The sequence below is a fragment of the Planosporangium mesophilum genome, assembly GCF_016863255.1.
In the GTDB taxonomy this organism is placed as follows: domain Bacteria; phylum Actinomycetota; class Actinomycetes; order Mycobacteriales; family Micromonosporaceae; genus Planosporangium; species Planosporangium mesophilum.
The window spans coordinates 21164-47422 of record NZ_BOON01000002.1; the positions used below are offsets into that span (position 1 = coordinate 21164).

Here is a 26259-nt window from a genome sequence, read left to right on the forward strand (position 1 = left end):
GGAGCAATGCGACTGGTTATCTTCACCGAGCCCCAGCAGGGGGCCTCATACGACGATCAGCTCCGGATCGCCCGCCACACCGAGGAGCTGGAGTTCGATGCCTTCTTCCGCTCCGACCACTACCTGGTGATGGGCGAGGGCGACGGGCTGCCCGGCCCGACAGACTCCTGGGTGACGCTCGGCGCGCTGGCGGTACAGACCTCACGGATCAAGCTGGGCACGCTGGTCACGTCGGCCACGTTCCGGTACCCCGGGCCGCTGGCCATCAGCGTCGCGCAGGTCGACCAGATGAGCGGCGGCCGGGTCGAGCTGGGCCTGGGCGCCGGCTGGTACGAGCCCGAGCACAAGGCGTACGGCATCCCGTTCCCGCCGGTCACCGAGCGCTTCGACCGGTTGGAGGAGCAGCTCGCCATCATCACCGGGCTGTGGACCACGCCGGTGGGCGAACGCTTCGACTTCCAGGGCGAGTACTACCAGATCGAGGACTCGCCGGCGCTACCGAAGCCGGTGCAGGACCCGGGGCCGCCGGTGATCATCGGGGGTCTGGGCGCCAAGCGGACCCCGGCGCTCGCGGCCCGGTACGCCCACGAGTTCAACGTGCCGTTCGCCTCGGTGGAGAAGACCGCGCAGATGTACGAGCGGGTCGCCCAGGCGTGCGAGCAGGAGGGGCGCGACCAGCTACCGATCTTCTCCGCCGCCCAGACCATCGCAGTCGGCCGTACCGACGCGGAGGCGCGCAAGCGGGCCGAGGCCATCGGACGGACCCCGCCGCTGCACGGCACGCCCGACCAGGTGGTCGACCAGATCGGGCGGTTCGCCGAGGTCGGCGCCGTCCGGATCTTCCTGCAGGTCCTCGACATGCACGACCTCGACCACCTCGACGTGATCGCCTCGGAGATCGGCCCGCAACTGGCCTGAACTCTTCGGCGGACGGAACGCGTGGCGGCCCTCACGGCACCGCCACGCGTCCACCGATCACGAGGTCAGCCCGGCGGCGCGGTGAGACCGGCGATGGCCGCGCTCGGGGGCTGGAAGTTTCTGACCGGCTGGCCCTTCAGCGCGTCCACCATCGTGTTCGCGACCGCCCGGTCGACCGCGGTGGACACGCCGCCGCCCACAGCGTCCATCGGGTTGTCCGGGTTGACGGCGGTGGCGGCGCCGGCGATCTGCGGGGTGAAGGCGGCGAAACTCTCGGTGCTCTCGCCGTCGGAGGTACCGGTCTTACCCGCGACGGGCCGGCCGAGGAGGCTGCCGATGGCGTCATCGGTACCGCCGTTGCACTTGCCGTAGAACGACTGCTGGCCCACCGGGCACCGGGCCGCGTCCGTGGCCGCCCGGGCGACGTCCTCACTGACCACGCGCTGGCACGACGGCGAACCCTGGGGCAGTGCCCGGCCGTCTCGGTCGGTGATCGACAGGACGGGCAGCGGCGGGCAGTACATGCCCTCGGCGGCCACCGTCGCGTACGCGTTGGCCACGTCCAGCGGGGTGGTCTGGGACACGCCGAGCGTGAACGCACCCCACTCGGACACCCGCGGACCGGCCAGGTCCGCGTCGAGCGAGGAGCGGAACTGGATGCCCAACTTCTTGGCCATCGCGACCACCTTGTCCGCCCCGACCTGCTCCTCCAGCCACACCCAGTACGTGTTGACCGAACGCCCGAACCCGTCCCACATCATGCGCGGCCCGTTCATCCACGCCGGGTTCGCGTTGGGCGGGCAGTAGCGGCCGCCGCAGACGGCGCCACCGCCACCGGGCCAGTGGGTCACCAGCGGGCTGGGCGCATTGAACAGGGTGGACAACGGTCTCCCGCCGTCGAGCGCCGTGAGCATCGTGAACATCTTGAACGTCGACCCGGCCTGGTAGCCGGCCAGGTTGTCGTCGCCCGCCACGAGCTGGTTGACCGTGTTCGGGTAGGGGGCGTTGTTCGGGTTCTGGGCGAGGCTGTAGTACCGGTTGATCGCCATCGCCAGCACCCGACCGGTGCCGGGCTGGACCATGGCCAGCGGTAGCGCGCGGGCGTTGCCGTACGGATACACCGCCAGCGACTCCCGCAAGGCGGTGGCCTGGATCTTGGGGTCCAACGATGAGACGATCCGGTACCCGCCCCGCTTGAGGTTGCGATCGCGCAGCGCCCTGGTCGCGCCGAACGCCTGCTGGGAGTTCCACCACTGGTGGAAGTAGTCGCAGAAGAAGCCCCAGTCGCCGTGCTCCGGCGCGACGCTGACGCACTTGTTGGGCGGCGGCGTACTCTGCCGGACCTCCAGCGGCTGCGACTTCGCCCGGTGGGCCTCCTCGTCGCTGATGAGCTTGTTCCTCGCCATCGAGTCCAGGACGTACGCGCGGCGCTCCAGCGCGGCCTTCCGGTTGCCGTTGATCGGGTTGTCGACCTCCGGTGACTGCACGAGCCCCGCGAGCATCGCCGCCTCGGGCAGCGTGAGTTGCGCCGCGGACTTGGAGAAGTACATCCGGCTGGCCGTCTCGATGCCGTAGGCGCCGGAGCCGAAGTACGCGATGTTCAGGTACCGGTTGAGAATCTCCTTCTTGGACAGTTTGCGCTCCAGTTGGAGGGCATACCGGATCTCCTGCACCTTGCGGTCCGGGCTCTCCACGGTGGCCAGCCGCCGCTGCTCGTCGGTCAGGGTCACATCGGTCTTCAGCACGTTGCGCACGTACTGCATGGTCAAGGTGGACGCGCCCTGGGTGACCCGGCCGCTGTCCCGGTTGGCGACCAGGGCCCGCACGACACCCTTCACGTCGACGCCACCGTGGTGGTAGAAGCGGCTGTCCTCGGCCGCGATGATCGCCTGCTGCATGACCGGTGCGATGTCCTGCAACTTCACCTCGGTGCGGTACTCCTCGTAGAACGCGGTGATCAGCGTCTTGCCGTCATTGGCGTACAGGTACGACGTCTGCGCCGGCGGCGGGGTGCGCAGGTTCTGCGGCAACTTGTCGTACGAGCTCATCGACGCCTGCAGCATCAGCCCGGCGCCCAGGGCGGCGGGCAGGGCCGCGCAGGCCAGCAACAGTCCGAACACCAGCGCCTGGAACAGCGCGGTGCTGACCTTGAAGATCCAGTACCCGAACACGAGCCGCCGCTACCGCCATCCGAGGTCCACTCGCCTTGGGGACCAAGACTGTCGGGCACCTCCCAGAGGATTCGGAGGGTGTTCCCAGGTTGGGTTCTTCCGGCGGCACCGGACCGGTTGGAGAAGGCACCGGCCCGACCTGCCCAGCGGATAGTCTCAGATCCATGCCGGGGTACGACTGGATCAGCTTCACCACCGACTACGGGCTGTCGGACGGGTTCGTGGCGGCCTGCCACGGTGTGATCGCCCGGATCACCCCGGCGGTACGGGTCATCGACGTGACCCATCAGATCCCGCCCGCCGACGTGGCCCGGGGTGCCGCCGTGCTCGCCCAGACCGTGCCGCACCTGCCGGCCGCCGTCCACGTCGCCGTGGTGGACCCCGGGGTGGGCACCGCGCGCCGGGGCGTCGCCGTCGAGGCGGCGCACGGGCTGCTCGTCGGCCCGGACAACGGCCTGCTGCCGCCGGCCGCGGACGCGCTCGGCGGCGTCCGGCGGGTGATGGTCCTGGACAACCCGGGGTGGTTCGCCGACGTCGTCTCCCCCACCTTCCACGGCCGCGACATCTTCGCGCCGGTCGCCGCGCGCCTGGCTGCCGGCGCCGACCCGGCCGGGGCGGGCAGCGAGGTCGACCCCGCCACCCTGGCACGCCTGCCGGAGCCGGTCGTCGCGGTCGGCGACGGCTGGTTGGAGGCCGAGGTGGCGATGGTCGACCGCTTCGGCAACGTGCAACTGGCGGCGCCCGGCGAGGCGCTCGAACGCCTCGGTGACCCGCTGCGCGTCGGCGGCATGGTGGCCCGGCGGGCCGGCACGTTCGGCGAGGCCGCGCCGGGGGCGCTGCTGGTGTACGTCGACTCCGCCGACCGGGTGGCGATCGCGATCAATGGTGGCCGCGCGGTGGTCGCGCTCGGTGTGACACCGGGTGACATCGTGCGCATCACCACGGCCTGACCGGAGCGTCGAGACCACCCGTACCGGGTGAGGGCGCCTCCCGAGACCGTCTGGCACGGTTCGACACGCGGGTGACCAGAACACGGGGGTCCAGACCCGGAGGGACCGTCATGACCGCTCACGCAACCGCTCAGGCAACCGCTCAGGACGTACGCGAACGTCGCGCCACACCGGCCGACCCGATGCCCGGCGCCGGCCCCGACTTCAGCTACCTGGACGAGGAGCTTCGCCAGATCCCACCCGAGCTCGGCCACGACGCGCTCGCCGTGCTGGACGGCCGCAGCTTCATGTACTCCGATCCGGTCGGCGACGTACCGGCGGGCTCGATCGGCGGCCTGGTCAGCGCCGACACCCGGCTGCTCGACAAGTGGCAGCTGACCGTCAACGGCCAGGCCCTGCTCAACCTGCGGTCCGGGGTCGTCGAGCACTACCACGCGGCGTTCTTCCTGACCAACCCGGACATGCCCGACCTGCCCACGAACACCATCGGCGTGCGGCGGCAGCGCGTCATGGGCGGCGGCATGCGCGAGCGGATCGAGATGCACAGCTTCGCCGACCACCCGGTCCGGCTGGAGGTCCGGGTGGCCATCGCCAGCGACTTCGCCGACCTGTTCGAGATCAAGGAGTACGTCCGGGACCGCACCGACCAGATCGCGCACGATCACGCGGCGGACGGCTCGCGGCTGTCCCTGGTGTACCGCAACGACAGCTTCATCGCGCGCACGGACGTGTTCGCGAACCCGTCGGCCACCCGGATCGAGGGCGACGACCTGGTGTGGGACGTGGAGCTGCCGGTGGGCGCGTCGTGGTCGTGCGACCTGGACATCCCGTTCTCCCAGGACTTCGACACCGGCGAGATCGCCCCGCCGCGCCACGACTTCACCACCTTCATCAGCCGGTCGGGCGACCCGGTCACCGAATGGCGGGAGCAGATGGCCCGCCTCGAGAGCGACTCCCACGCGATCGAGTCGATCTACGGCGTGACCAGGAAGGACCTGGCCGCCCTGCGCATCCCGACCCGGGCCGGCGACGAGAAGGCGATCCTGCCCGCCGCGGGGCTGCCGTGGTTCCTGACGCTGTTCGGGCGGGACACCATCATCACCGCGTACCAGACCCTCACCATCGGCCCGTCCCTGGCCAGGGGCACCCTGGTTGAGCTGGCCGCGTTCCAGGGCACCGAGTGCAACGACTTCAAGGACGAGGAGCCGGGCAAGATCCTGCACGAGGTGCGCACCGGCGAGCTGACCCAGCTGGGCCTGAGGCCGCACAACCCGTACTACGGCACCGCCGACGCCACCCCGCTGTGGCTGATCCTGCTGTCGGAGTACTGGCGGTGGACCGGCGACGACCGGCTGGTCGAATCGATGCGGGACAACGTGTCGGCCGCCCTGGACTGGATCGACCTGTACGGTGACCGCGACGGTGACGGGTACGTCGAGTACCAGACCCGCTCGCCGCAGGGGCTGGGCAACCAGTGCTGGCGCGACTCCTGGGACGGGGTGCTGTACTCCGACGGCAAGATGCCGCCGCTCCCGATCGCCACCTGCGAGATCCAGGGCTACGTCTACGACGCGAAGATGCGCGTCGCCGAGCTCGCCGACGGGCCGCTGGCCGACCCGACCCTCGCCCGGACGCTGCGCGACGAGGCCGAGCAGCTACGCGTCCGCTTCAACGAGGACTTCTGGATCGACCGGCGCGGCGGCTACTACGCACTCGGCCTCGACGGCGACAAGCGCCCCATCGACTCCATGACCTCGGACATGGGGCACCTGCTGTGGTCGGGCATCGTGCCCGACGACCGCGCCGGTACCCTCGTCCAGCAGCTCATGTCCGACCAGCTCTTCTCCGGCTGGGGCATCCGCACCATGGCCTCGTCGGACCCGGCGTACTTCCCGATCGGGTACCACCGCGGCACGGTCTGGCCGCACGACAACTCCATCATCGTGATGGGCATGACCCGGTACGGCTACCGCGACGACGCCAACCGCCTGTCGATGGCGCTGATCGACGCGGCGACCTTCTCGGACCACCGGCTGCCGGAGGCGTTCTCCGGGTACAACCGCGGCTACGGCAACTTCCCCATCCCGTACCCGACCGCGTGCAGCCCGCAGGCCTGGGCGACCGGTGCGCCGCTGCTGTTCCTGCGGTCGATGCTCTGTCTGGAACCCAGGGCGGGCGAGCTGACCATGTCTCCCGACCTGCCCGAGGAGGTCGGACGCGTCGCGTTCAAGGGGCTCAAGGCGTTCGGTACCCGGTGGGACATCGAGGCGATCGGGCGCAAGGGGTACGTGCGGCTGGCACGCTGAGATCCGGTGCGGCCGGCCCGTTGGCGCTCTACAGCGCCACCCGGCTCCGCTCGTGGATCAGGTTGGCCCGCAGCAGCAGTTCACGGTCGGTGAGGACCTGCTGCGGCGTGCCGACCCGGCTGACCGTGTGGTCCTCCGCGAACACCACACAGCGGTCGGCGATCACGTCCAGCGCGTCCAGGTCGTGGGTGGCCAGCACGATCGTCTTCCCGGCGGCGCTCAGGTCGGCGATCAGTTCGATGAGCCAGGCCTGGGTACGCGGGTCGAGGGCCGCCGTCGGCTCGTCGAACAGCAGCACCTCCGGGTTCATCACCAGCACCGACGCGATGGCGACCCGCTTCTTCTGCCCACCCGACAGCTGGAACGGCGCCCGCTCGGCGAGGTCGGCGATGCCGAGCATCGCGAGCACGTCGTCGACGCGGGCGGCCGTCTCGCCGGTCGGCAGGCCGAGTTGCAGGCAACCGAAGGCGATCTCCTCACGTACCGTCGGGGAGAAGACCTGGGCGTCGGAGTTCTGGAACACGAAGCCGACGCGGGACCGGAAGCCGGCCGAGAACTGCTCGTCCTCGAGGTTGTCCTCGGTGACCGGCTGGCCGAAGGCGGTGAAGGTACCGCCGTCGGGGAAGATCAGCCCGTCGAGGATCTTGAGTAGGGTCGACTTGCCGCAGCCGTTCGGGCCGAGCAGCGCCACCTTCTCGCCCTTGTGGACGTCCAGCGAGACGCCGTCCAGCGCCGGGAACCGGCCGAGGTAGGCGTACCGCAGGTCGCGGCAGGAGAAGACGAGGTCGTCAGCGCCCGGTTCGCTACCGTCCAACGAGGACATCTCCTCCGTAGATCGTCACCGCGGCGGCGAGCACGACGACCGCCGCGACGGCGTCCGCCGCGCGCAGCCGGAACGCGTGCAGCGTACGGGGGCTGCCCCGGTACCCGCGCGCCACCATCGCCAGATGGACCTCCTCGGAGAGGTGGCCGGCCCGTCCGAACAGCGCACCGGCCGAGGCCGCCACGAAGCCGCGCGCCGCCCGGTCGTTCCGGCGGGCGCGCACGGTACGCGCCTTGCGGGCCTCGTACATCTCCGTCACGACGCCGAGCAGCAGGAACACGTACCGGTAGGCCATCCCGATGATCAGGATGAAGATCCGGGGTACGCCCAGCGCGCGCAGCGCCGCGAGCAGCCTGGTCCAGGGCGTGGTCAGGGTCAGCAGGACGACCAGCGACACCGACGTGGCGACCCGGCTGATGACGAGCGCGGCGGAGGTCAGCCCCTGCGCGGTGAACCCCTGCGGCGCCCCGTGCCAGTGCCACAGCGGCAGTACGACCTCGCCCGGCGTCACGATCGAGAGCGTCGCGGGCAGCACGACGATGCCACTGAAGATCGGTATGAACAGCCACACCCGCTTGATGAAGAACGCCAGCGGCAGCCTCGACGCCGTCGCGAGCAGCAGCGTGAGGGCGTAGCAGGCGACCAGCGTGCCGACGTGGTGTACCAGGCCGACCGCGACCAGCAGGACGACCAGCGAGACCGCCTTGAGCCGGGGATCGAGCCGCTGGAGCAGCCCCGGCCGGCCGGCGATCTCCTCGCTGAACATCACCTGGCGCAGCAGGTCCGCGCCGCCGGTCAGGGTCTTCTCCACGAAGGAGCCCTTCCGGCGGATCCCCGCCGGGCCGCAGCGGCACAGGCCCGGCTCGCCACGCAGCAGCCAGTCGGGCGTGCGCGAGGCCTGGACGGTGCCGCCCACGCCGCCTCCCGTCTGCACGGCGGTGCTCACGCCGTCTCCGGCTCCGCGACGGGGTCGGTACCGCGGCGCCGGCGGGCCACCCGCTCGACCAGCGTCCCGACCCCGAAGATCACGGCGGCCACCACGGCGATGCCGATCACGGCGGAGAGGATGTAGGCGAGGTTGGCGTGCTGACCGTCGTGGAAGCCGTAGCCGCTGAGCAGGGTGTGGCTCCAGAATCCGTTGTACTCCGCCAGGCCGGCCGGTACCGCGTGCAGACCGAGCTGGCCCAGGTTGAGCTCGTGTGGGGCGCCCTCACCGAACGCCCCACCCGGGGCGAGCAGGCCGAGCGGGGTGAGCAGCACCATCACGGCGACGAAGCCCAGCGACACCCGCGCCGGGGTGAGTCGCCGGCCGCCGGCCGGGGCCGGCTCGCCGGCGGTCGCCGGGACGTCGCGGTGGGTCGCCGCCAGCCGGGCCGGGTCGGTACGGGCCAGGTAGGCGAGCACGCCTCCGGTGAGGATCGCCTCGGCGGCGCCGGCGATGGTCAGGTGCGGCAGCAGCATCGCCGGGATCGCCTGGGACAGTCCGTACGGCGAGTACAGCGGGGCGCCGGACGCGGTGTGGAACAGCTCGGGCTGGATGCCGAACTCGACCGCGGTGGCCAGGGCTGCGGCGTTGATGCCGACGTAGCCGCCGATCGCGGCCGCCGCGATCCGGCGCCTGGAGGTCAGCGGGGCGCGGCCGGCGATGAGCCGGTAGACCCCGTACCCGACGAACGGCATCAGGATCGCCAGGTTGACCGCGTTGGCGCCGAAGGCGAGCACCCCACCGTCGCCGAAGAGCAGCGCCTGGAACAGCAGGGCCACGGATACGGCGATGACCGCCGCCCACGGCCCCAACGCTATCGCGATGATCACCGCCCCGACGGCGTGCGCGGTGGTGCCGTCCGGGATCGGGATGTTGAACATCATGACGAGGAAGCTGAGGGCGGCGAGGACGGCGAGCGTCGGCACGTTACGGGTCTTGACCACCCGGGTGACGCGGTTGGTGGCGATCGCCCAGGCCGGTACCGCCACGACGTACGCGGCGGCGCAGGTCTGCGGGCTCAGATAACCATCTGGAATGTGCATCGAGCACTCCCCTCGCCGGCTGCGTTATCGCAGAGCCTACTTTGCTGCAAAGATTTTGCAATAAGCGAGTGAGCGAACTTACCGTGACTCGGCGGGGCTCGTGGGGAATGACATACAACGAAGCCGGTCGAGATCCGCACTCTCCTCCGCAGTCGCCCCGCGCCTGCCGCGTTATCCTCGCCGGACGCCCGATAACCGGACAGACGGAGACTGGTGTGACGAATCCGACCGTCGTCACGAAGCGGTCCAGGCGACTCGCCCCGCTCGATGGCCTACGACTGGTGGCGGCCCTGACAGTGGTCTTCTACCACTACATCGGACAGGGCACCCGAGCCTGGGGCGGGCACACCTCGTACCTGTTCCCCAACGCCCATCCGATCGTGTCGTACGGCTGGACCGGTGTGCAGCTCTTCTTCATCATCAGCGGCTTCGTCATCTGCATGAGCGGCTGGGGCCGCTCGCTGGGCGACTTCGTCGTGTCACGGGTGGTCCGGCTGTACCCGGCCTACATCGCCGGTGTCCTGATCACGGCCGCCGTGATCACCGCTCTGCCCCTGGTGACCGAGGTGCCGAAGCCCGGGCGGATCCTGGTCAACCTGACGATGCTGCAGGAGCCCCTCGGCGTACGCCACATCGACTCGGTCTACTGGACGCTCTGGGCCGAAATCCGGTTCTACCTGCTGTTCTCACTGGTCGTCTGGCGCGGCCTCACGTATCGACGGACCGTGCTCTTCTGCGTACTGGGTACCGTCGCCGCGGCCGTGGCCAGGGGCACGGACAACCCGGTGGTGCGGATGATGGTCCAGCCGGAGAACCTGAGCTTCTTCATCGGCGGCGTGACCATCTATCTGATGTACCGCTTCCGCCCCACCGCGCTGCTCTGGGCCGTCCTGGCGGGCTGCTACCTACTCGGGCACCTGCGGCTGAGCAACAAGCTGGCCGACATGACCGAGGCGACCGGCGCGCACGGGTCCCCGTGGGTGGTCGGCGGCCTTCTCCTCACCTTCTACCTGCTGATCCTCGGGGTGGCGTTCGGCGGATTCGCCTGGGCGAACTGGGGCTGGCTGACCACCGCGGGCGCGCTGACCTACCCCCTGTACCTGCTGCACGAGTACATCGGCTGGACCCTGATCAAGCGCTTCCAGCAGGCCCTGCCGCACGAGGTGCTCCTGCTCGCCGTGGTGACCGGGATGCTGGTCCTGTCCTGGCTGGTGCACCGGTTCGTCGAGCGGCCGCTGGCACCGCGGTTGAAGCGGTGGCTCACGGTCGTCCTGGCGTCGTTGCGCCGCGAGCCGGGTCAGGCGCCGGCGCTGGTGCCGCAGGCTGAGCCCGCGCCGGCCCCGCGGATCGTCCGCCAGCGGGCGCCGGTCGAGCGCCCTACAGACCCAGCTCCAGCTGAACGCTCTTCGACGTGAAGCCGTTGCGCTCGTAGAAGGCGATCGCCCGATCGTTGCTGGCGTACGCGGTCACCGACGCCCGCTTCGCGCGCCGGCCCCGCGCCCACTCGAAGAACTGGGCGACCAGCGCGTCGCCCACGCCGGTACCGCGGTACTCCGGTCGCACGTACATGCTCTCCAGCTCGGCGGTGCGCACCGGCCGTACCGTGGACTCCCGGTTGATCCGGCCCACCAGGCAGCCCGCGATCACCCCGTCGACCTCCGCCAGCCAGCAGCGGGTGGTCGGCCCGGTGAGCAGGCCGCCGAAGTACTCGTGGCCCTCGCGTCGCGGCCAGTCCAGGTCGGTGTACGGGTCCCGCTGCCCCGCGTCCTCGGCGAACAGTGCGGCTGACAGCTCCACGACGACGTCGAGGTCCCGCCTACCGGCGGTGCGGATCGTCACGCCCATGAGGACGATCGTAGAGTCGACAGCTGTGCCCGAGGGTGACACCGTCCGGAACACTGCCGAGCTCCTCGGTCGCGCGCTGACCGGGCAGTTGATCCAGCGCGGCGACTTCCGCGTACCCCGGCTGGCCGGCGCGGACGTCGGCGGCTGGACCGTGGTGGAGTCGGCCAGCCGGGGAAAGCACCTGCTGCTGCGGCTCGCCACGCCCGACGACGCGCGGTACACCCTGCACTCGCACCTGAGGATGGACGGCGCCTGGCGGGTGTACGCGCCCGGGGAGCGGTGGCGCGGCGGGCGACCGCACACGATCCGGGTCGTCCTGCACACGCCCGCCGGTGTCGCCGTCGGGTTCCACCTGCACGAACTGGCGCTGGTACCCACCGCCGAGGAGCACCGGCTGATCGGACACCTCGGCCCTGACCTGCTGGGCGACGACTGGGATCCGGGCGAGGCGGTACGCCGCCTGCGGGCCCGGCCGGATCGCGCGATCGCGGACGCGCTGCTCGACCAGCGGGTCCTGGCGGGCATCGGGAACCTGTACAAGGCGGAGACGCTGTTCCTGCGCGGCCTGTCCCCCTGGACGCCGGTCTCCTCCGTGTACGACCTGGAGGGCCTGGTCGAGCTGGCGCGGCGGCTGCTGACGGCGAACCTCGGACGCTGGGACCAGGCGACCACCGGCTCGCTGCGGCGGGGCGAGAAGCAGTGGGTGTTCGAGCGGGCCGGGTCACCGTGCCGGCGCTGCGGTACGACCATCCGCCGGTCGAACGCCGGCGACTACGAGCGGATCACGTACTGGTGCCCGAGCTGCCAGCCCGGTCCTGCGCCTCCGTCACCCGCTCCATGATCACGGAGAGAGCGTCGGTCCGGCCGTCCGCAGCTCCGACAGGCCGGCCGCGACGCCCCGCAGCAGATCGGTCGCCTCGCGCAGCCGGTTGACGGCGCCGTTGCCGGCGGCCGACCGGCCGTCCTCGGCTACGTAGCCGGCCGCCGCGGCGACGAGCTGCTCGTACGCGGTGACACCGTCGTCGAGCTGGCTCAGCAGCTCGGCGTGGGCGCGGGCGAGCGGCTCGTCGGATGTCAGCCGTACCGCCCGCTCGACGCCGGCCGTCCGCTCGGCCAGGTCCCGCAGCGCGCGCTCGGCGGCCACCGCCTCCGCGACCGCCGGCTCGGCCGGGCCACCCAGCCGGCCCGCCAGCGCGGACAGCGTCGCGGCCGCCCGGTCCAGCCGGTGCCAGGAGGAGAGGACCGAGGTGCCACGCAGCCGTACCCGGTCGCGCTGACGGCGCACCTCGTCGAGGACGCCGTCGCCGGCTGGCAGCCGGCGCACGAACGACTCCAGCCGCTGCCGGCTGCGCTCGGCCGCGAGCGCCGGGTCCGGCGGGGGCGGGGCGGGCAGCGCGGCGAACGCGCGGGCCTCGGTCCAGCGCAGGCCGGCCAGGGCGATCGAGCCGCCGGCCGCGGCGGCCCAGAGCGCGTCGGGCAGGCCGAGCCCGTGGTACGGCAGGAGTACGGCGGCCGCGCCGGTGAAGAGGCCGGCGCGGACCGTCCAGCCGCGTGCGGAGCGGCGCAGTCGGTGCAGCCGCTTGAAGTGCTTCGTCCGCGGATCCACCAGCTGCCTCCCTCGTCTTGCGCCGTCCCGCGTCCGCCGTCCCGCTCAGCCCGTCGAGGCGGCGTCGCCGGTCGGCTTGTCCTTGGCCATGTTGGCCCGGATCTCGTCCAGCCGGGCGACACCGGGGGTGTCCTTGGCCGCACCCGGCCCGACGGCCTGCTGGGGGGAGGGCCCGGCGAGCTGCTCGCCGGCCATGCTGGCGCGGATCTGATCCAGCCGGGACGCGCCCGCCATGTCCAGGCTCGACTTCTGCACCTCCAGCATGCGCCCCTCGACGGAGTTGGAGGCCAGCTCGGCGCGGCCCATCGCGTTGGCGTAGCGCCGCTCGATCTTCTCCCGTACCTCCTCGAGCGAGGGGGTGTTGCCGGGCGCGGCGAGCGAGCTCATCGACTCCAGCGAGCGGGCGACGGTCTCCTGCATCTTGGCCTGCTCGAGCTGGCTGAGCAGCCGGGTGCGCTCGGCGATCTTCTGCTGGAGGATCATCGAGTTGTTCTCGACCGCCTGGCGCGCCTGGGTGGCGGCGTTCAGCGCCTGGTCGTGGAGGGTCTTGAGGTCCTCCATCGACTGCTCGCCGGCGACCAGCTGGGTGGCGAACGTCTGCGCCGTGTTCTCGTAGCGCGTCGCCTCCTGCTCGTTGCCCTCGGCGCGCGCCTTGTCTGCCAGCACCAGCGCCTGGCGGGCCGAGCCCTGCAGCTTCTCCACCTCGGCCATCTGGCGGGACAGCTTCATCTCCAGCTGGCGCTGGTTGCCGATGACGGCAGCGGCCTGCTGGACGAGGGCCTGGTGCTGGCGCTGCGCATCCTCGATCGCCTGCTGGATCTGCACCTTCGGATCGGCGTACTCGTCGATCTTGGCGCCGAACAGCGCCATGAGGTATCGCCAGCCCTTAGCGAACGGATTCGCCATGTCTCAAGGTTCCTCTCTGCGGCTATGTCTCGCCGTGGTGGATCGCGGTCGGCCACGACCGCCGTGACCCGGGCGGTCGGATCGACCGTCCTGACGCGGCGCCGGCAATTCTCGTGTGAACGTGCCTCCATCGTCGCAGGTACGCGCCAGAGCGTCACGGGCCCTACCGCGGATCCGGCACGGATCTTGGAGACTTTCGCACCGATAGTGGTGCCAAACTCTCCAGGATTGCGGGGAAGACGGCTACGACGTGGGCGGCAGCCCGCCCACGTCGTAGCCGAGCGCCGTCCGGGACAGCCGCTCGACCTCGGCCAGGCCGGCCCGCATTCCCTCCAGGTCGCCGGTCAGCTCGGCGAGCCGGGTCGTGGTCAGCATCCCGCCGCCCGTGGTGGCGTGCAGCGCGAGCAGCTCTGCCACCCGGGTCACCAGGCCCTCCAGCCCGAGGGCTGCCGATTGCATCCGGGCCAGGAGCGTCTCCCGGGCGTCGGCGAGCCGGCGCGCCACCTCCAACTGGTCGGCGACGGCCCGCAGGGCCCGCTCCCGCTCCTCACGCAGCGGGCCGGCCGGCAGCCCGGGTAGCCCACGCTGGATCGCGGTGTGGTCGTGGCGCAGCCGCTCTCCAGGGATGGTGGCGATCGTCTGCTCGAGCAGCGTCACCTCGCCGGCGAACCGCCGCAGGTCGGCCAGCACCCCGGCCGCCTGGTCGTCGACGTCGCCGATCTGGCCGCGCAGCGTCTGGTCGCGCGGCGACTCCGTCTGCCGGCGCAGCGTGTCGACCGCCCGCTCGGCCCGGCGCAGCCACCGCTCGGCGTCGCTGCCCCGCGGCGGTACGGGCAGCCGGGGATCGGACTCGGACGCGGGCGACGGTCGTGTGCCGGAGTCGGTGAGCACGCCGAGCCCCACCCGCACCGCGTAGACCACGCCCGCGACGCCGAGCCCGACCGGTACGCCGACCAGCAGCCCGGCCGGGGCCAGCGCACCGGTGACGGCCGCGCCCAGCCCACCGAGCAGCCCCGCGGCGACGATGCCCCAGGGCTCGGTCAGATGTTGCCTCACAGCCATCCGTCGACCCGTCAGAAGTTGCTGATCACGTTGACGAGAACGCTGTCGATGCTGATCGGGTTGCGCGCGTCGTACGCCGCCGCCCGTGAGGACGACGAGATCCGCTTGAGCGTGTCCAGGTCGGCCTTGTCCCCGTACGCGATCGTGAAGACCCGGACCGAGTTCTCCAGGTTCGAGGCGTCGAGATCACGCAGCAGACCGTTCAGGTCGCTGTCCTTGTTGTACTCGTTCTTGCCGTCGGTGAGCAGCACTACCGCGTTGATGCGGTCCGGTGTGGCGGCGGAGAGCAGCTTCTGCTGCGCCGCGCGGGTCGTCGCGTACAGCGCGGTGCCGCCGTCCGCGGCCATGGAGTTGATCGTCTGCTTGAGCCGGCCCGAGTTGGCGGCGACCGGACCGATCGGCACCTGCTCGGTGTACGGGGTGCTCGCCCCGCGCACCTCGCTGGAGAAGGTCCACAGTCCGACCTCGTCGTCCGGGGCGAACAGGTCGACCGCCCGCAGCCCCGCCTGCTTGGCCACCTCGAGCTTCGACTTGCCGTTGGAGGTCAGGTCGCCCATGGAGCCGGACACGTCGAGGACGAGCAGCACCCGGGCCCGCTTGCGCTGGCTGTCCCAGGTCTGGAGGGCCTTGTCCAGCACCGCCGAGGCGGGCACGTCCAGCGCGTTCAGCTCCTGGCCGGGCAGCAGCCCGTTGGCCTGCGACAGGACGCTGCCCGGCTTGCCGTCGAAGCTACGGAACGCCGCGTCGGTGAAGCGCCGCTGCCGCTCGGGTGACTGCAGGTACTTCAGGAAGTCCTCGGCGGCGGCCTTCTGCTCGTCGCTGGCGGTGGCGAGCACCACGTACGGGTTGTCCGAGACGAGGGTGCCCTCCTTCGGGTAGACCGCGACGAGCGGTACCCGTGGCTTCTGTCCCTTGCCGGCGAGCTTGGGGTCGCCGGTGGGGTTGCCCTGGTTGTAGTCGTAGACCGACTTCTCCTCGACCGCCACCGCGCTGATGTAGTTCATCCCCTGGCCGCGCGCGTCGGCGGCGGCCAGGTTGCTCAGGAACGTCAGCGTCGTGTCGCCGTAGTGGACGACGCCCGCCTCCACCCCCTTGACGAAGTCCCCGACCTTGGGGTCGGCCAGGTCGGCCGCGGTGAGGTCGCTGGAGCGCCCGGTGGCGGCGAAGTAGGAGCCGACGGTCGCGTTGAGCCCCGAGGTGGAGTAGTGCGGGTTGGTCTTGCCCAGCCGGAAGCTGCCCCACTCGGGGTGGCCCACCGCGCCCCAGCCCTTCGGGTCGTTGGTGAGGCCCAGCACGTCCGACCAGCCGAGCGGCTTGCCCGGCCAGCCGAGCGCCTCGGCCATCGGCTTGGGCATCGCAAGTACCAGCGGGGTCTGCGCGATCGACGCCGGCTTGGCGTCGCCGACCAGGGTGGCACGGTCACCGCTGGCGGCGCGCTGGCGCAGCAGCGACACCCAGGACGAGGCGGCCGGGGTCCACACCTGCGGTGGGGGCCCGCCGTCCCGTGCCGGGTCCCAACCCGCCGCGAGGGCCTCCATCGCCGCACCGGAGGCCTTGCTGACGATCTTCACGTCGGCGCACCGGCCGCCGAACGTCCGGTCGCTGGAGTTGTAGCCGGTGGCCAGCTCGGTCAGCAGGGCGGACTTCTCACTGGAGGCGGCGACGGTGAGCGCGACGCAGTCGCCACGGCTCGCGCCCGCTCCGCCACCGCTCTTACCGCCCGGCTTGAGCACCAGGTAGATCCCGATGATCGCAGCCAGGCCGATCACGACGGCCATGACGAGCGGCAGCGGGCTGCGCCGCCGCGGCGAGGTCTCTAACACCACCAGTGTCGCCTCCGAAGGAGCCGACCGGTCCACACCGGCCGAAGGAACCCTCAGTGTGGCAGGTGGAGGCGAGGATGTGGATCGTCAGGCGGCACAGACAACGTCGCGGTCAGACGACTGCCGACCCGCGCGGGTGGCGCGCAGCGTGGTCTTGAGCGGACCGTCGTGGCTCACCGCCACAGAGACGCGGCCATCGGTGACCTTGGCCTTGGACGCACGGGCACGCGGCGCGGCAGCGCTCTCCGCGGCACGCTGGTCGACCGGCACGAGCACGCCCGCCATCTGCTCGGCGAGCGCCATGGTGTCGCTGACCTCGCGTAGCACCTCAGAGAGCTGGGCACCGAGCGCGTCGCAGATCGAGGAGAGCAGCTCGCTGGAGGCTTCCTTCTGACCGCGCTCGATCTCGGAGAGGTAGCCCAGACTGACGTTGGCCGCGGTCGAAACTTCCCGGAGGGTGCGCTGCTGGGACTGGCGCCGCGCCCGGAGCGCATCGCCAATCACCCGACGGAGCAGGACCATCGCACACCCCCCTATTCAGAACTCCCCGTGTACGGGGCGTACCCAGTCATGCAACGGTACCCGGTTTATGCTCCGACGACACCCTCCCTTGCCGACCCTCTCCCCCGAAAAGCGGACCCTCGTCGGCCGGGAGTACGACGGTTCAGCCGGTGCCGGCGAGCGTCTCCGCGAGCAGGTCCAGGGCGGCCGCCACGGCGCCGGCCCGGATCTCGGCGCGGTTGCCGTCGAGCGTCATGCCCCGCACCTCTCCCCCGGCCGGTCCCCGGCAGGCCAGGTAGATCGTGCCTACGGGCACGCCCGCCTGCGGCTCCGGTCCGGCCACGCCGGTGGTCGCCAGGCCCCAGTCGGCGCCGCAGGCCCGCCTCGCGCCGTCGGCCAGCGCCAGCGCCACGTCCGGGTCGACCGGGCCGCGCTCGTCGAGCAGGTCAGCGGGTACGCCCGCCAGCTCGCGCTTGAGGTCGGTCGCGTACACCACCAGCCCGCCACGGAACACCGTGCTCGCGCCCGCGATGTCCACGATCGTGGCCGACAGCAGGCCCCCGGTCAGGGACTCCGCCACCGCCAGGGTCTCCCGCCGCTCGAGCAGCAGCCGCAGTACCGGTCGCGCCAGCTCCGTCATCCCACTCCACTCACGTTGACGCCGCGCGCCGCAGCCGCAGCGCGCGGGCGACGTAGTCGATCCCGGTGATCACCGTAACCACGACCGCCAACCACATCACCCCTTGGCCCGCCTGCGCCGCCGGCCCGGACAGCGGCAGCAGGTACCAGGCGATGGCGAGGATCTGCAGTGCCGTCTTGACCTTGCCGCCGCGGCTCGCCGGGATCACGCCGTGGCGGATCACCCAGAACCGCAGGGCGGTCACCCCGAGCTCGCGGACCAGGATGATCGAGGTCGCCCACCAGCTCAGCTGGCCGTACGCCGAGAGCAGCACCAGCGCCGTGCCGGTGAGGGCCTTGTCCGCGATCGGGTCCGCGACCTTGCCGAACGAGGTCACCAGGTCCCAGGTACGCGCGATCCAGCCGTCGACGAAGTCGGTCAGCGACGCCACGCTGAACGTCACGCACGCGACGATCCGCCAGCCCGGCCGGGTCATCCCGGAGGTGACCGTGACCGCCAGGAAGACCGGTACCAGTGCCATCCGCAGAGCCGTCAGGGCGTTGGCGACGTTGAGCAGCGGTACCTGACGGGCCCGCGCCGATGACGGCTCGACCGTCACGGTCGACCCGCCGGCGACAACACCTTCTCGGGTACGGCCACGAGGTCGACGCCGCTGGCGGCGGTGACCCGGGCCGCGACCAGGTCGCCGGGGCGCAGGGTCGACAGCTCCAGCCCGCCGGCCACCAGCGTGGTCGAACCGTCGACCTCGGGCGCCTGGTGCGCCGCCCGGCCCTCCACGTCGTCTCCCTCGACGGTGTCCACCAGCACCTCCACGATCGAGTCCACCCGCTCGTCGGCCCGCTGCGCGCACACCTGCTCGACGAGGTCGGTGACCTTCTGGTACCGCCGCCGGATGGTGTCGGCGCGGACCTTGCCCGGCAGGCCGGCAGCCTCGGTGCCGTCCTCGTCGCTGTAGGCGAACACGCCGACGGCGTCCAGCCGCGCGGCCTCCAGGAAGCGCACCAGCTCCTCGACGTCGTCGCGGGTCTCGCCGGGGAAGCCCACGATGAAGTTGGACCGGGCACCGATCTCGGAGTCGAGTGCCCGGGCCGACGCGAGCAGGTCCAGGAACCGCTCGGTCGAGCCGAACCGGCGCATCCGGCGCAGGACCGGCTCGCTGGCGTGCTGGAACGACAGGTCGAAGTACGGCGCGACGCCGGGCGTGGTGGCGATGACCTCGACCAGGCCGGGGCGGGTCTCCGCCGGCTGGAGGTACGAGGCGCGTACCCGCACGATGCCGTCGACCGCGGCGAGCTGGGGCAGCAGCTTCTCCAGCAGCCTCGGGTCGCCCAGGTCCTTGCCGTACGAGGTGGAGTTCTCGCTGACCAGGACCAGCTCGCGGACGCCGGAGCCGGCCAGCCACTCCGCCTCGGCCAGGATCTCGTCGGGGGTACGGGAGACGAAGGCGCCACGGAAGCTCGGGATCGCGCAGAACGCGCAGCGGCGGTCGCAGCCGGAGGCGAGCTTGAGCGAGGCGACCGGTCCGCCGTCGAGGCGCCGGCGCAGGACCCCCCGCAGGTGCGCCGGGGTGTGCTCGTCGACGGCCAGGTGGCCGGGCACCACCACATCGGTACCGCGCCGCTCGACCGGGGTCAGCGGCAGCAGGGTACGCCGGTCGCGGGGCACGTGGGACTCGATCTTCTGCCCCTCGAGCACCTCCGACAGCCGGTCCGCGATGTCGGGGTAGTGGTCGAAGCCCAGCACGGCATCGGCCTCGGGGAGGCTGTCGGCCAGCTCCTTGCCGTACCGCTCGGCCATGCAGCCGGTCGCGACCACCTTGGCACCGGTGTCGGCGGCGGCCAGCAGGGTGTCGATCGAGTCCTGCTTGGCGGAGGCCACGAAGCCGCAGGTGTTGACGAGGACGACGTCGGCGTCGGCACCGTCGGTGCTCACCCGCCAGCCACCGGCGGCCAGCCGGGCGGCCAACTCCTCCGAGTCGACCTCGTTACGGGCGCAGCCCAGGGTGAGCAGGGCTACGCGACGGTCGCCGGTGGGAGTTTTCGACATGCTCCGAGGGTACCGAGGTCGCCACGCAACGCCCGCACCCGCTGTCTCCATGATCATGAAATTCTTCCGTGTCCGGGCACGGAGAAGTCTTCAGGAGTCCTCGCCGCGCAGGTTGGCCAGGATCTCCGCCAGCTCATCCGGCTTCACCAGGACGTCGCGGGCCTTCGAGCCCTCCGACGGGCCGACGACGCCCCGCGTCTCCATGAGGTCCATCAGCCGGCCCGCCTTGGCGAAGCCGACGCGCAGCTTGCGCTGGAGCATCGAGGTGGAGCCGAACTGCGAGGTCACCACCAGCTCGATCGCCTGGAGCAACACGTCGAGGTCGTCGCCGATCTCCTCGTCGACCTTCTTCTTCTCGCTCTCCGGCGCGGCGGTGACGTCCTCCCGGAACTCCGGCTCCCGCTGGTCCTTGCAGAACTTGACGACCGCGTTGATCTCCCGCTCGTCGACCCACGCGCCCTGCACCCGGATCGGCTTGGAGGCGCCCATCGGCAGATACAGCGCGTCGCCGCGGCCGATCAGCTTCTCCGCGCCGGGCTGGTCGAGGATGACCCGGGAGTCCGCGAGCGACGAAGTGGCGAACGCCAGCCGGGACGGCACGTTCGCCTTGATCAGGCCGGTGACCACGTCGACGCTGGGCCGCTGGGTCGCCAGGACCAGGTGGATGCCGGCGGCGCGGGCGAGCTGGGTGATGCGTACCACCGAGTCCTCGACGTCGCGCGGCGCCACCATCATCAGGTCCGCGAGCTCGTCGACGATCACGATCAGGTACGGGTACGGGCGGATCACGCGCTCGCTGCCGGGCGGGGCGGTGATCTTCCCGGCCCGTACCTTCTTGTTGTAGTCGTCGACGTGGCGCACGCCGGCCGCGGCGAGGTCGTCGTAGCGCATGTCCATCTCGCGTACGACCCAGTCGAGGGCGTCGGCGGCCTTCTTCGGGTTCGTCACGATCGGCGTGACCAGGTGCGGGATCCCCTCGTACGAGGTCATCTCGACCCGCTTCGGGTCGATCAGCAGCAGCCGCACCTCGTCCGGGGTGGCCCGGGTCAGCAGCGACACCAGCAGCGAGTTGAGGCAGGAGGACTTACCGGCACCGGTGGCGCCCGCGATGAGGATGTGCGGCATCTTGGCCAGGTTGGCCGTGACGTACCCGCCCTCGATGTCCTTGCCGAGGCCGACCACCAGCGGGTGGTGGTCGGAGGTCGCCTCGCGGGACCGCAGCACGTCGCCGAGCGTCACGTTCTCCCGGTCGAGGTTGGGGATCTCGACGCCGACCGCGCTCTTGCCGGGGATCGGGCTCATGATCCGCACGTCTGGCGACTTCACCGCGTACGCGATGTTCTTGGTCAGCTGGGTGATCCGCTCGACCTTCACGCCGTGGCCGACCTCGACCTCGTACCGCGTGACCGTCGGGCCGCGGGTGAAGCCGGTGACCGCCGCGTCCACGTTGAACTGCTCGAACACCCCCTGCAGGGAGTGGATCACCTCGTCGTTGGCCCGGGTACGGGCCTTCGGGGCGTCGCCCTTGGTGAGCAGGTTGGGCGGCGGCAGCTTGTAGTCGGCGTCGGTGAGCGCCAACTGCTCGGCCCGGGTGGGCGGCGGCGAGTGCTCCGGCGGCGGCTTGGGCTGCTTCTCCTTGGGCTTGTCGACCCGGTTCAGGGCGACCGTCTCGTACGCCGCGAGGCTGTCCCCGGTCTCCCGGCGTTCGGCGTCGTCGGTGAGCGCCGCGTCCAGCGCCGCCTCGGCGAGGACCGGGTCGTCGACCTTGCGGCGGCGCGACGGGCGGCGTCGGAGCCCGCCCCCGGCTGCCTCCTCGTCAGCGCTGACGTCCTCGTCGAGCACGTCCTCGGCCGGCGGTACGCCCATCGCCAGGTCCCGCAACTGCCGCAGCCGGTACGGGATCTGGTTGACCGGCGTCGCGGTGATCACGAGCAGGCCGAACACGCTCAGCATGATCAACAGCGGGACCGCCGCCCACGGGCTCACCGCGGCCGCGAGCAGCCCGCCGCTGGCGCTGCCGAGCAGGCCACCGGCCTTGTCCATCTGCGCCGGCGCGCTCGGCCGGCCGAACCCGAGGTGGAACAGGCCGGCGGAGCCGAGGAACAGCGCCGTCCAGCCGACGATGACCCGGCCCCGGCCGGTCTCCTCCTCGTCCGGCATCCGCATCAACCGGACCGCGCCCACGATCAGCAGGAACGGCAGCGCGAGCGAGATCGAGCCGAAGAGCGTACGGGTGACGCCCGACAGCCACTGCCCCACCGGGCCGCCGGAGTTCCCCCAGATCGCGATGCCCAGGACCAGCGCGAGCCCGATCATCGCCAGCCCGCCGCCGTCGCGGCGGTGCTCCGGATCCAACTCCTTGGCGGTGGCCGCCTGCCGGCCCAGCCCGCGCGCGACCCAGCCGAGCGCGTGCGCCAGGCCCATCCAGATGGCGACGAACGCCGAGGCGATCAGGCCGAGCCCGCTGGCGTAGAACTGGCGGCGGCGCACCGCGGCGGCGCGCTGGCGGGCCAGGGTCTCCCGCTGCCGCGCGGTCTTGCGGGCCTGCGCCGCGGTACCGCCCCGGGCCGCGGTGCCCCTGGTCGCGGCGCCCCTGGTCGCGGTGGTGGTCTTCTTCGGGGTGGCACGCTTGGACGCGCCGGCACGCGCGGGGGTACTCGCGCGGCGGTTCGTCTGAGGGGTACGGCTCGCCACGCTGTCACCGTAGCGGCGCCGGTCCATGGAGGACCGTAGGCGCGCCGTCGCCGGGTATGCGGGTCGTCACCCTCGCCCGGACCGCCACCGCCGGTACGCGAGCAGCCAGGAGCCGAGCACGACCACCGCGATCAGTGCGTGCAGCGCCTCGGTGAACCGCGCCGGGTAGAGCACGCCCTCGATGTACCGGTCGATGAAGCCCTTGCTCGACACCGCCTCCCCGGCCCGTACCCGGGCCCAGTTCTCGGCCCGGGTCAGCGGGCAGGTGAGCGGGACGGCGACGACGAGCAGGCCCCAGCCGGCCGCGACGAGATGCGGCCAGAACAGCTTCGGCCACCGGATCGCGGGCAGGCCGCCCAGCACCACGTACGCCACGAACGCGGCATGCGCGACGAGGATCGCGGTGACCAGCAGCCGGTAGGGCATACGCCCAGCGTAGGGCTCGCACCGTCGGCGAATCCATCGACAGATGGCGCCACGCCGGGGCCGGGCCGGGCGGATCCACCCGGCTCGGTGCATACTCCCCGGTGGGGAGGTGAACGGCGTTGGCGGTACCGGGAGCGCACTCCGAACGGCTGCGGCCACCGTTCACCGTGGACACTCTGTTCGCGCTGCCCGACAACGATCTGCGGTACGAGGTACTGGAGGGTGACCTGGTCGTGTCCGCCGCCGCAGAGCCACGGCGCAACCTGGCCGCCGACCGCCTGCGTACCCTCGTCGCGGCCGCACTGCCCCCGGACGTCGAGGTGATCCGCAACAGCGCGCTGCGGCTGCCCAACGGCGACGGCCCCATCCCGGACCTGCTCGTCACGACGGCCGATCCCGACGCCGCGCCGCGCGGCATCCCGGCGGGGCTGGTCCACACGGTCGTCGAGGTGGTGTCGCCGCCGTCGACCACCGCCGGTCGGGTCACCAAGAAGTGGCTGTACACCGCCGCCGGCATCCCGTGCTACTGGCGGGTGGAGCTGCGGCCCTGGTGGGAGCACCTGTGCCCGGTGCCGGCGATCGTGGTGCGGATGCTGGGCGAGGACGGCAACTGGCGTACCACGCTGCACCCGGCCGGTGAGCCGGCCGCGCTACCACTCATGGTCGGCCGCCGGGAGCTGCTGACCCTCACGCTGGACCCGGCCGCGCTGGTCGGACGCCGGTCCCGACCTCAATCCGACGGTCACCCGGAGCGGACCCCGGTCCCGGTCTCCACCGCACGGCGGCTGACGGTGTAGCTACGCCGTCAGCCGCCGTGCGACAGAAAAACCTCAGACCTCGACGACCGTCGGTACGATCATCGGCCGGCGGCGGTACTTTTCGTTGACCCAGCGCCCCACGGTGCGACGGACGATCTGCTGGAGCTGGTGCGGGTCGCTGATCCCGTCCTGCGCGGCCCGGTCGAGCGCCTCGGTGACGATGGGCAGCACCGCGTCGAAGACGGCCGGGTCCTCCGAGAAGCCCTTCGCGGACACCGTCGGGCCGCCCACGACCTTGCCGTTCACCGAGTCGACCACGACGGTCGCGGCGATGAAGCCGCCGTCGCCGAGGATCCGCCGCTCGGTCAGCAGCGACTCGCCGACGTCGCCGACCGCCAGGCCGTCGACGTACACGTACCGGGCCTTGATGTGGCCGGTGATGCTCACCTTGCCGTCGACGAGGTCGACCACGTCGCCGTCCTCGCACAGCACCACGCGGTCGGCGGGCACGCCGGACTCGATCGCCAGCCGGGCGTGGGCGCGCAGGTGCCGCCACTCCCCGTGTACGGGCATGAAGTTGCGCGGCTTGAGCACGTTGAGCAGGAGCAGCAGCTCACCGGCTGCGGAGTGGCCGGATACGTGCACCTTGGCGACGTCCTTGTGGATCACGGTCGCGCCGGCCCGGGACAGCTGGTTGATCACCCGGTACACCGCGGTCTCGTTGCCGGGGACCAGCGAGGAGGCCAGTACGATCGTGTCGCCGGACTCGATGGTGATGTGCCGGTGGTCGCCGGTCGACATCCGGCCGAGGGCGCTCATCGGCTCGCCCTGCGAACCGGTCGACATCAACACGATCTCGTCGTGCGGAAGGGCGGTCGCCTCGTCCAGCCCGACGATGAGGCCGGGCTCGATGCGCAGCAGACCGAGGTCGCGGGCGATGCCCATGTTGCGGACCATGGACCGGCCGATGAGCGCGACCTTCCGGCCGTGCGCGGCGGCGGCGTCGAAGATCTGCTGCACCCGGTGGACGTGGGAGGCGAACGACGCGACGATGATCCGCCCGCGGGCCTGGTCGAAGATCCGGTCGATCACCGGGCCGATCTCGCGCTCGGGCGTGACGAAGCCGGGGACCTCGGCGTTGGTCGAGTCCGACAGCAGCAGGTCGACGCCCTCGGCGCCGAGCCGGGCAAGGCCGGGCAGGTCGGTCAGGCGCCCGTCGAGCGGCAACTGGTCCATCTTGAAGTCACCGGTGTGCAGCACGGTGCCGGCCGGCGTGGTGATGGCGACCGCGAGCGCGTCCGGGATCGAGTGGTTGACCGCGAAGAACTCGAGGTCGAACGGGCCCAGCCGCTCCTTCTGCCCTTCACGCACGGTCAACGTGTACGGCTGGATACGCCGCTCGGCCAGCTTCGCCTCGACCAGCGCGAGCGTGAACTGCGAGCCGACGAGCGGGATGTCCTTCTTGTGCGCCAGCAGGTACGGCACGGCGCCGATGTGGTCCTCGTGGCCGTGGGTCAGCACGATCGCCTGGACGTCGCCGAGCCGGTCGAGGATCGACGAGAAGTCGGGCAGGATCAGGTCGACGCCGGGCTGGTCGACGTCGGGGAAGAGCACCCCGCAGTCGACGACCAGTAGCTTGCCGTCGTACTCGAAGAGGGTCATGTTGCGCCCGATCGCCCCGAGGCCGCCGAGCGGGGTGACGCGCAGCGCGCCCTTCGCCAGTGGCGGTGGTGGGGCCAGGTCCTGATGTGCCAGGGTCACTGGTCGACTCCCAGATTGTGCGTGGTCAGCGCGTGGGCCTCGATGGCGGCCGCGCGTACGGCATCGCCGAGCGTGAGACCGGCGGCGGCGCAGTCCTCCCGCAGGCGGGCGATCTCGGCTGGGCCCACCTCGCACAGCGGCGGGCGGACCGGCCCGGCCGGCAGGTCCTGCAGCATGAGCGCCGCCTTCGTGAGGATGACGCCCTGGGTACGGAAGAAGCCCTCGAACACCGGCAGCAGTTCGTGGTGCAGTTCCAGGGCTCGGGCGACCTCGCCCGCCTCGTACGCGGTGATCATCTCCTTGGTACGGCGACCGAAGAGGTGGGTCGGCACACCGACCACGCCGACCGCGCCCACCGCCAGCAGGGGCAGCGTCAGCTTGTCGTCGCCGGAGTAGACGGCCAGGTCGGTCCGCCTGGTCACCCAGGCGGTCTGCACGATGTCGCCCTTGGCGTCCTTGACGGCCACGATGCGCTCGTGCTCGGCCAGCCGCACCATCGTCTCGGTCTCGATCGGGACGCCGGTACGGCCCGGGATGTCGTACACCATGATCGGCAGGCCGCACTGGTCGGCAACCGTGGTGAAGTGGTAGATCAGGCCGCTCTGCGGCGGCTTGTTGTAGTACGGCGTGACCACGAGAGCGGCGTGCGCCCCCGCCTTCTCGGCCGCGCGGGCCAGCTCGACGGTGTGGCGGGTGTCGTTGGTACCGACGCCGGCGATGATCTGGGCCCGGTCTCCGACGGCCTCCAGGACGGCCCGCAGCAGCGCGTCCTTCTCCGCGTCGGTCGTCGTGGCCGACTCACCCGTCGTGCCGTTCACCACGAGACCGTCGTTGTCCTGCTCGTCGACGAGGTAGGTGGCCAGCCGCGCGGCTCCGTCGAGGTCGAGGGAGCCGTCGGGGTGGAACGGCGTCACCATGGCGGTGACGAGGCGGCCGAACGGCCGGCGCGGGTCGGGGGCACTCCGGGTCATAGCCCACAACCTAGCGTGCCACCG

At 71.5% G+C, this 26259-nt stretch carries 22 protein-coding genes and 1 pseudogene; 6 read left to right on the plus strand and 17 right to left on the minus strand.

All coding sequences use genetic code 11. The annotated features are described in order from the left end of the window. The first annotated feature begins 6 nt into the window (after positions 1-6). Positions 7-918 carry an LLM class F420-dependent oxidoreductase gene (locus tag Pme01_RS00800; protein WP_168113146.1) on the plus strand — a complete coding sequence of 304 codons (912 nt, stop codon included), beginning with the start codon at positions 7-9 and terminating at the stop codon, positions 916-918. A gap of 65 nt (positions 919-983) precedes the next feature. Here Pme01_RS00800 and Pme01_RS00805 read toward each other — a convergent pair whose 3' ends face one another. Beyond that, a complete protein-coding gene (locus Pme01_RS00805; protein ID WP_239087943.1) occupies positions 984-3089 on the minus strand; it encodes a transglycosylase domain-containing protein in 2106 nt (701 codons plus the stop codon). Between the two features lie 164 nt (positions 3090-3253). Here Pme01_RS00805 and Pme01_RS00810 point away from each other — a divergent pair, with 164 nt between their 5' ends. Both Pme01_RS00810 and Pme01_RS00815 read left to right on the plus strand, forming a co-directional pair. Next, on the plus strand, positions 3254-4039 hold the full coding sequence (locus tag Pme01_RS00810) for an SAM hydrolase/SAM-dependent halogenase family protein (RefSeq protein WP_168113145.1): 786 nt from the start codon (positions 3254-3256) through the stop codon (positions 4037-4039). A gap of 110 nt (positions 4040-4149) precedes the next feature. Next, positions 4150-6345: an amylo-alpha-1,6-glucosidase gene (locus tag Pme01_RS00815; protein WP_239087945.1), complete on the plus strand. Its 2196-nt coding sequence runs from the start codon at positions 4150-4152 to the stop codon at positions 6343-6345. A gap of 28 nt (positions 6346-6373) precedes the next feature. Here Pme01_RS00815 and Pme01_RS00820 read toward each other — a convergent pair whose 3' ends face one another. From Pme01_RS00820 to cbiM, 3 genes are read right to left on the minus strand one after another with little or no spacing between them, the layout of a single operon-like run. Next, positions 6374-7159, minus strand: coding sequence for an energy-coupling factor ABC transporter ATP-binding protein (locus Pme01_RS00820; RefSeq protein WP_203935365.1), 786 nt, complete (start codon positions 7157-7159; stop codon positions 6374-6376). Then, positions 7149-8114 (minus strand): cobalt ECF transporter T component CbiQ, encoded by a 966-nt coding sequence (gene cbiQ / locus Pme01_RS00825; RefSeq protein ID WP_203935366.1) that lies wholly within the window; start codon positions 8112-8114, stop codon positions 7149-7151. The genes Pme01_RS00820 and cbiQ overlap by 11 nt, the downstream gene beginning before the upstream one ends. Next, positions 8111-9196 (minus strand): cobalt transporter CbiM, encoded by a 1086-nt coding sequence (gene cbiM / locus Pme01_RS00830; protein WP_168113143.1) that lies wholly within the window; start codon positions 9194-9196, stop codon positions 8111-8113. Before cbiM ends, cbiQ begins: the two co-directional genes overlap by 4 nt. A gap of 215 nt (positions 9197-9411) precedes the next feature. Here cbiM and Pme01_RS00835 point away from each other — a divergent pair, with 215 nt between their 5' ends. Then, positions 9412-10611, plus strand: coding sequence for an acyltransferase family protein (locus Pme01_RS00835; RefSeq protein ID WP_203935367.1), 1200 nt, complete (start codon positions 9412-9414; stop codon positions 10609-10611). Here the strand turns inward: Pme01_RS00835 and Pme01_RS00840 are convergent. Beyond that, positions 10574-11041 (minus strand): GNAT family N-acetyltransferase, encoded by a 468-nt coding sequence (locus Pme01_RS00840; RefSeq protein ID WP_203935368.1) that lies wholly within the window; start codon positions 11039-11041, stop codon positions 10574-10576. The two genes, Pme01_RS00835 and Pme01_RS00840, sit on opposite strands and share 38 nt — an antisense overlap. 25 nt (positions 11042-11066) lie before the next feature. Here Pme01_RS00840 and Pme01_RS00845 point away from each other — a divergent pair, with 25 nt between their 5' ends. Next, on the plus strand, positions 11067-11882 hold the full coding sequence (locus tag Pme01_RS00845; RefSeq protein ID WP_168113441.1) for an Fpg/Nei family DNA glycosylase: 816 nt from the start codon (positions 11067-11069) through the stop codon (positions 11880-11882). Here the strand turns inward: Pme01_RS00845 and pspM are convergent, their stop codons facing one another. The 10 genes from pspM to Pme01_RS00895 all read right to left on the minus strand — a co-directional run bounded on the left by pspM (position 11883) and on the right by Pme01_RS00895 (position 22745). Continuing rightward, positions 11883-12650 carry a phage shock envelope stress response protein PspM gene (gene pspM / locus Pme01_RS00850; protein WP_168113439.1) on the minus strand — a complete coding sequence of 256 codons (768 nt, stop codon included), beginning with the start codon at positions 12648-12650 and terminating at the stop codon, positions 11883-11885. It lies immediately after the preceding gene. A gap of 42 nt (positions 12651-12692) precedes the next feature. Continuing rightward, entirely contained in the window at positions 12693-13553 is an 861-nt protein-coding gene (locus Pme01_RS00855) for a PspA/IM30 family protein (RefSeq protein WP_168113141.1), read from the minus strand. Between the two features lie 243 nt (positions 13554-13796). Beyond that, positions 13797-14609: a hypothetical protein gene (locus tag Pme01_RS00860; protein ID WP_168113140.1), complete on the minus strand. Its 813-nt coding sequence runs from the start codon at positions 14607-14609 to the stop codon at positions 13797-13799. Positions 14610-14626: 17 nt separating this feature from the next. Beyond that, positions 14627-16441, minus strand: a complete 1815-nt coding sequence (locus Pme01_RS00865) for a substrate-binding and vWA domain-containing protein (RefSeq protein ID WP_203935369.1) — start codon at positions 16439-16441, stop codon at positions 14627-14629. A gap of 84 nt (positions 16442-16525) precedes the next feature. Next, a complete protein-coding gene (locus Pme01_RS00870) occupies positions 16526-16960 on the minus strand; it encodes a helix-turn-helix domain-containing protein (protein ID WP_168113139.1) in 435 nt (144 codons plus the stop codon). A 142-nt stretch (positions 16961-17102) separates the two neighbouring features. Then, positions 17103-17579 (minus strand): CinA family protein, encoded by a 477-nt coding sequence (locus tag Pme01_RS00875; RefSeq protein WP_168113138.1) that lies wholly within the window; start codon positions 17577-17579, stop codon positions 17103-17105. 10 nt (positions 17580-17589) lie between these two features. Beyond that, positions 17590-18177: a CDP-diacylglycerol--glycerol-3-phosphate 3-phosphatidyltransferase gene (gene pgsA, locus Pme01_RS00880; RefSeq protein WP_168112428.1), complete on the minus strand. Its 588-nt coding sequence runs from the start codon at positions 18175-18177 to the stop codon at positions 17590-17592. After that, a complete protein-coding gene (gene rimO / locus Pme01_RS00885; protein ID WP_168113137.1) occupies positions 18174-19625 on the minus strand; it encodes a 30S ribosomal protein S12 methylthiotransferase RimO in 1452 nt (483 codons plus the stop codon). The genes pgsA and rimO overlap by 4 nt, the downstream gene beginning before the upstream one ends. Positions 19626-19715: 90 nt before the next feature. Beyond that, the gene (locus Pme01_RS00890; protein WP_239087960.1) at positions 19716-22049 is read right to left on the minus strand and encodes an FtsK/SpoIIIE family DNA translocase; all 2334 of its coding nucleotides are present in this window, start codon (positions 22047-22049) and stop codon (positions 19716-19718) included. Between the two features lie 336 nt (positions 22050-22385). After that, positions 22386-22745 (minus strand): DUF2784 domain-containing protein, encoded by a 360-nt coding sequence (locus Pme01_RS00895; RefSeq protein ID WP_168113135.1) that lies wholly within the window; start codon positions 22743-22745, stop codon positions 22386-22388. Positions 22746-22864: 119 nt separating this feature from the next. On the opposite strand from Pme01_RS00895, the gene Pme01_RS00900 reads away from it, so the two are divergent. After that, positions 22865-23542, plus strand: coding sequence for a Uma2 family endonuclease (locus Pme01_RS00900; RefSeq protein WP_168113134.1), 678 nt, complete (start codon positions 22865-22867; stop codon positions 23540-23542). Between the two features lie 33 nt (positions 23543-23575). Here Pme01_RS00900 and Pme01_RS00905 read toward each other — a convergent pair whose 3' ends face one another. Together Pme01_RS00905 and dapA are read right to left on the minus strand one after the other, a co-directional pair. Beyond that, complete coding sequence (locus Pme01_RS00905) at positions 23576-25264, minus strand: ribonuclease J (protein WP_168113133.1); 1689 nt, start codon at positions 25262-25264, stop codon at positions 23576-23578. Positions 25265-25332: 68 nt separating this feature from the next. Further along, positions 25333-26235: pseudogene (gene dapA / locus Pme01_RS00910) on the minus strand (4-hydroxy-tetrahydrodipicolinate synthase); the annotation flags it as partial. Positions 26236-26259 lie beyond the last annotated feature (24 nt).

Excerpts from the sequence above, each read along its gene's own strand:
- Pme01_RS00815 (WP_239087945.1), top strand. The coding sequence starts at position 4,150 with ATGACCGCTCACGCAACCGCTCAGGCAACCGCTCAGGACGTACGCGAA.
- Pme01_RS00875 (WP_168113138.1), bottom strand. The coding sequence starts at position 17,579 with ATGACGGAGCTGGCGCGACCGGTACTGCGGCTGCTGCTCGAGCGGCGG.
- Pme01_RS00870 (WP_168113139.1), bottom strand. The coding sequence starts at position 16,960 with ATGGTCCTGCTCCGTCGGGTGATTGGCGATGCGCTCCGGGCGCGGCGC.
- Pme01_RS00890 (WP_239087960.1), bottom strand. The coding sequence starts at position 22,049 with ATGGGCCTGGCGCACGCGCTCGGCTGGGTCGCGCGCGGGCTGGGCCGG.
- Pme01_RS00895 (WP_168113135.1), bottom strand. The coding sequence starts at position 22,745 with ATGCCCTACCGGCTGCTGGTCACCGCGATCCTCGTCGCGCATGCCGCG.
- cbiM (WP_168113143.1), bottom strand. The coding sequence starts at position 9,196 with ATGCACATTCCAGATGGTTATCTGAGCCCGCAGACCTGCGCCGCCGCG.
- Pme01_RS00800 (WP_168113146.1), top strand. The coding sequence starts at position 7 with ATGCGACTGGTTATCTTCACCGAGCCCCAGCAGGGGGCCTCATACGAC.
- Pme01_RS00840 (WP_203935368.1), bottom strand. The coding sequence starts at position 11,041 with ATGGGCGTGACGATCCGCACCGCCGGTAGGCGGGACCTCGACGTCGTC.
- rimO (WP_168113137.1), bottom strand. The coding sequence starts at position 19,625 with ATGTCGAAAACTCCCACCGGCGACCGTCGCGTAGCCCTGCTCACCCTG.
- Pme01_RS00855 (WP_168113141.1), bottom strand. The coding sequence starts at position 13,553 with ATGGCGAATCCGTTCGCTAAGGGCTGGCGATACCTCATGGCGCTGTTC.
- Pme01_RS00810 (WP_168113145.1), top strand. The coding sequence starts at position 3,254 with ATGCCGGGGTACGACTGGATCAGCTTCACCACCGACTACGGGCTGTCG.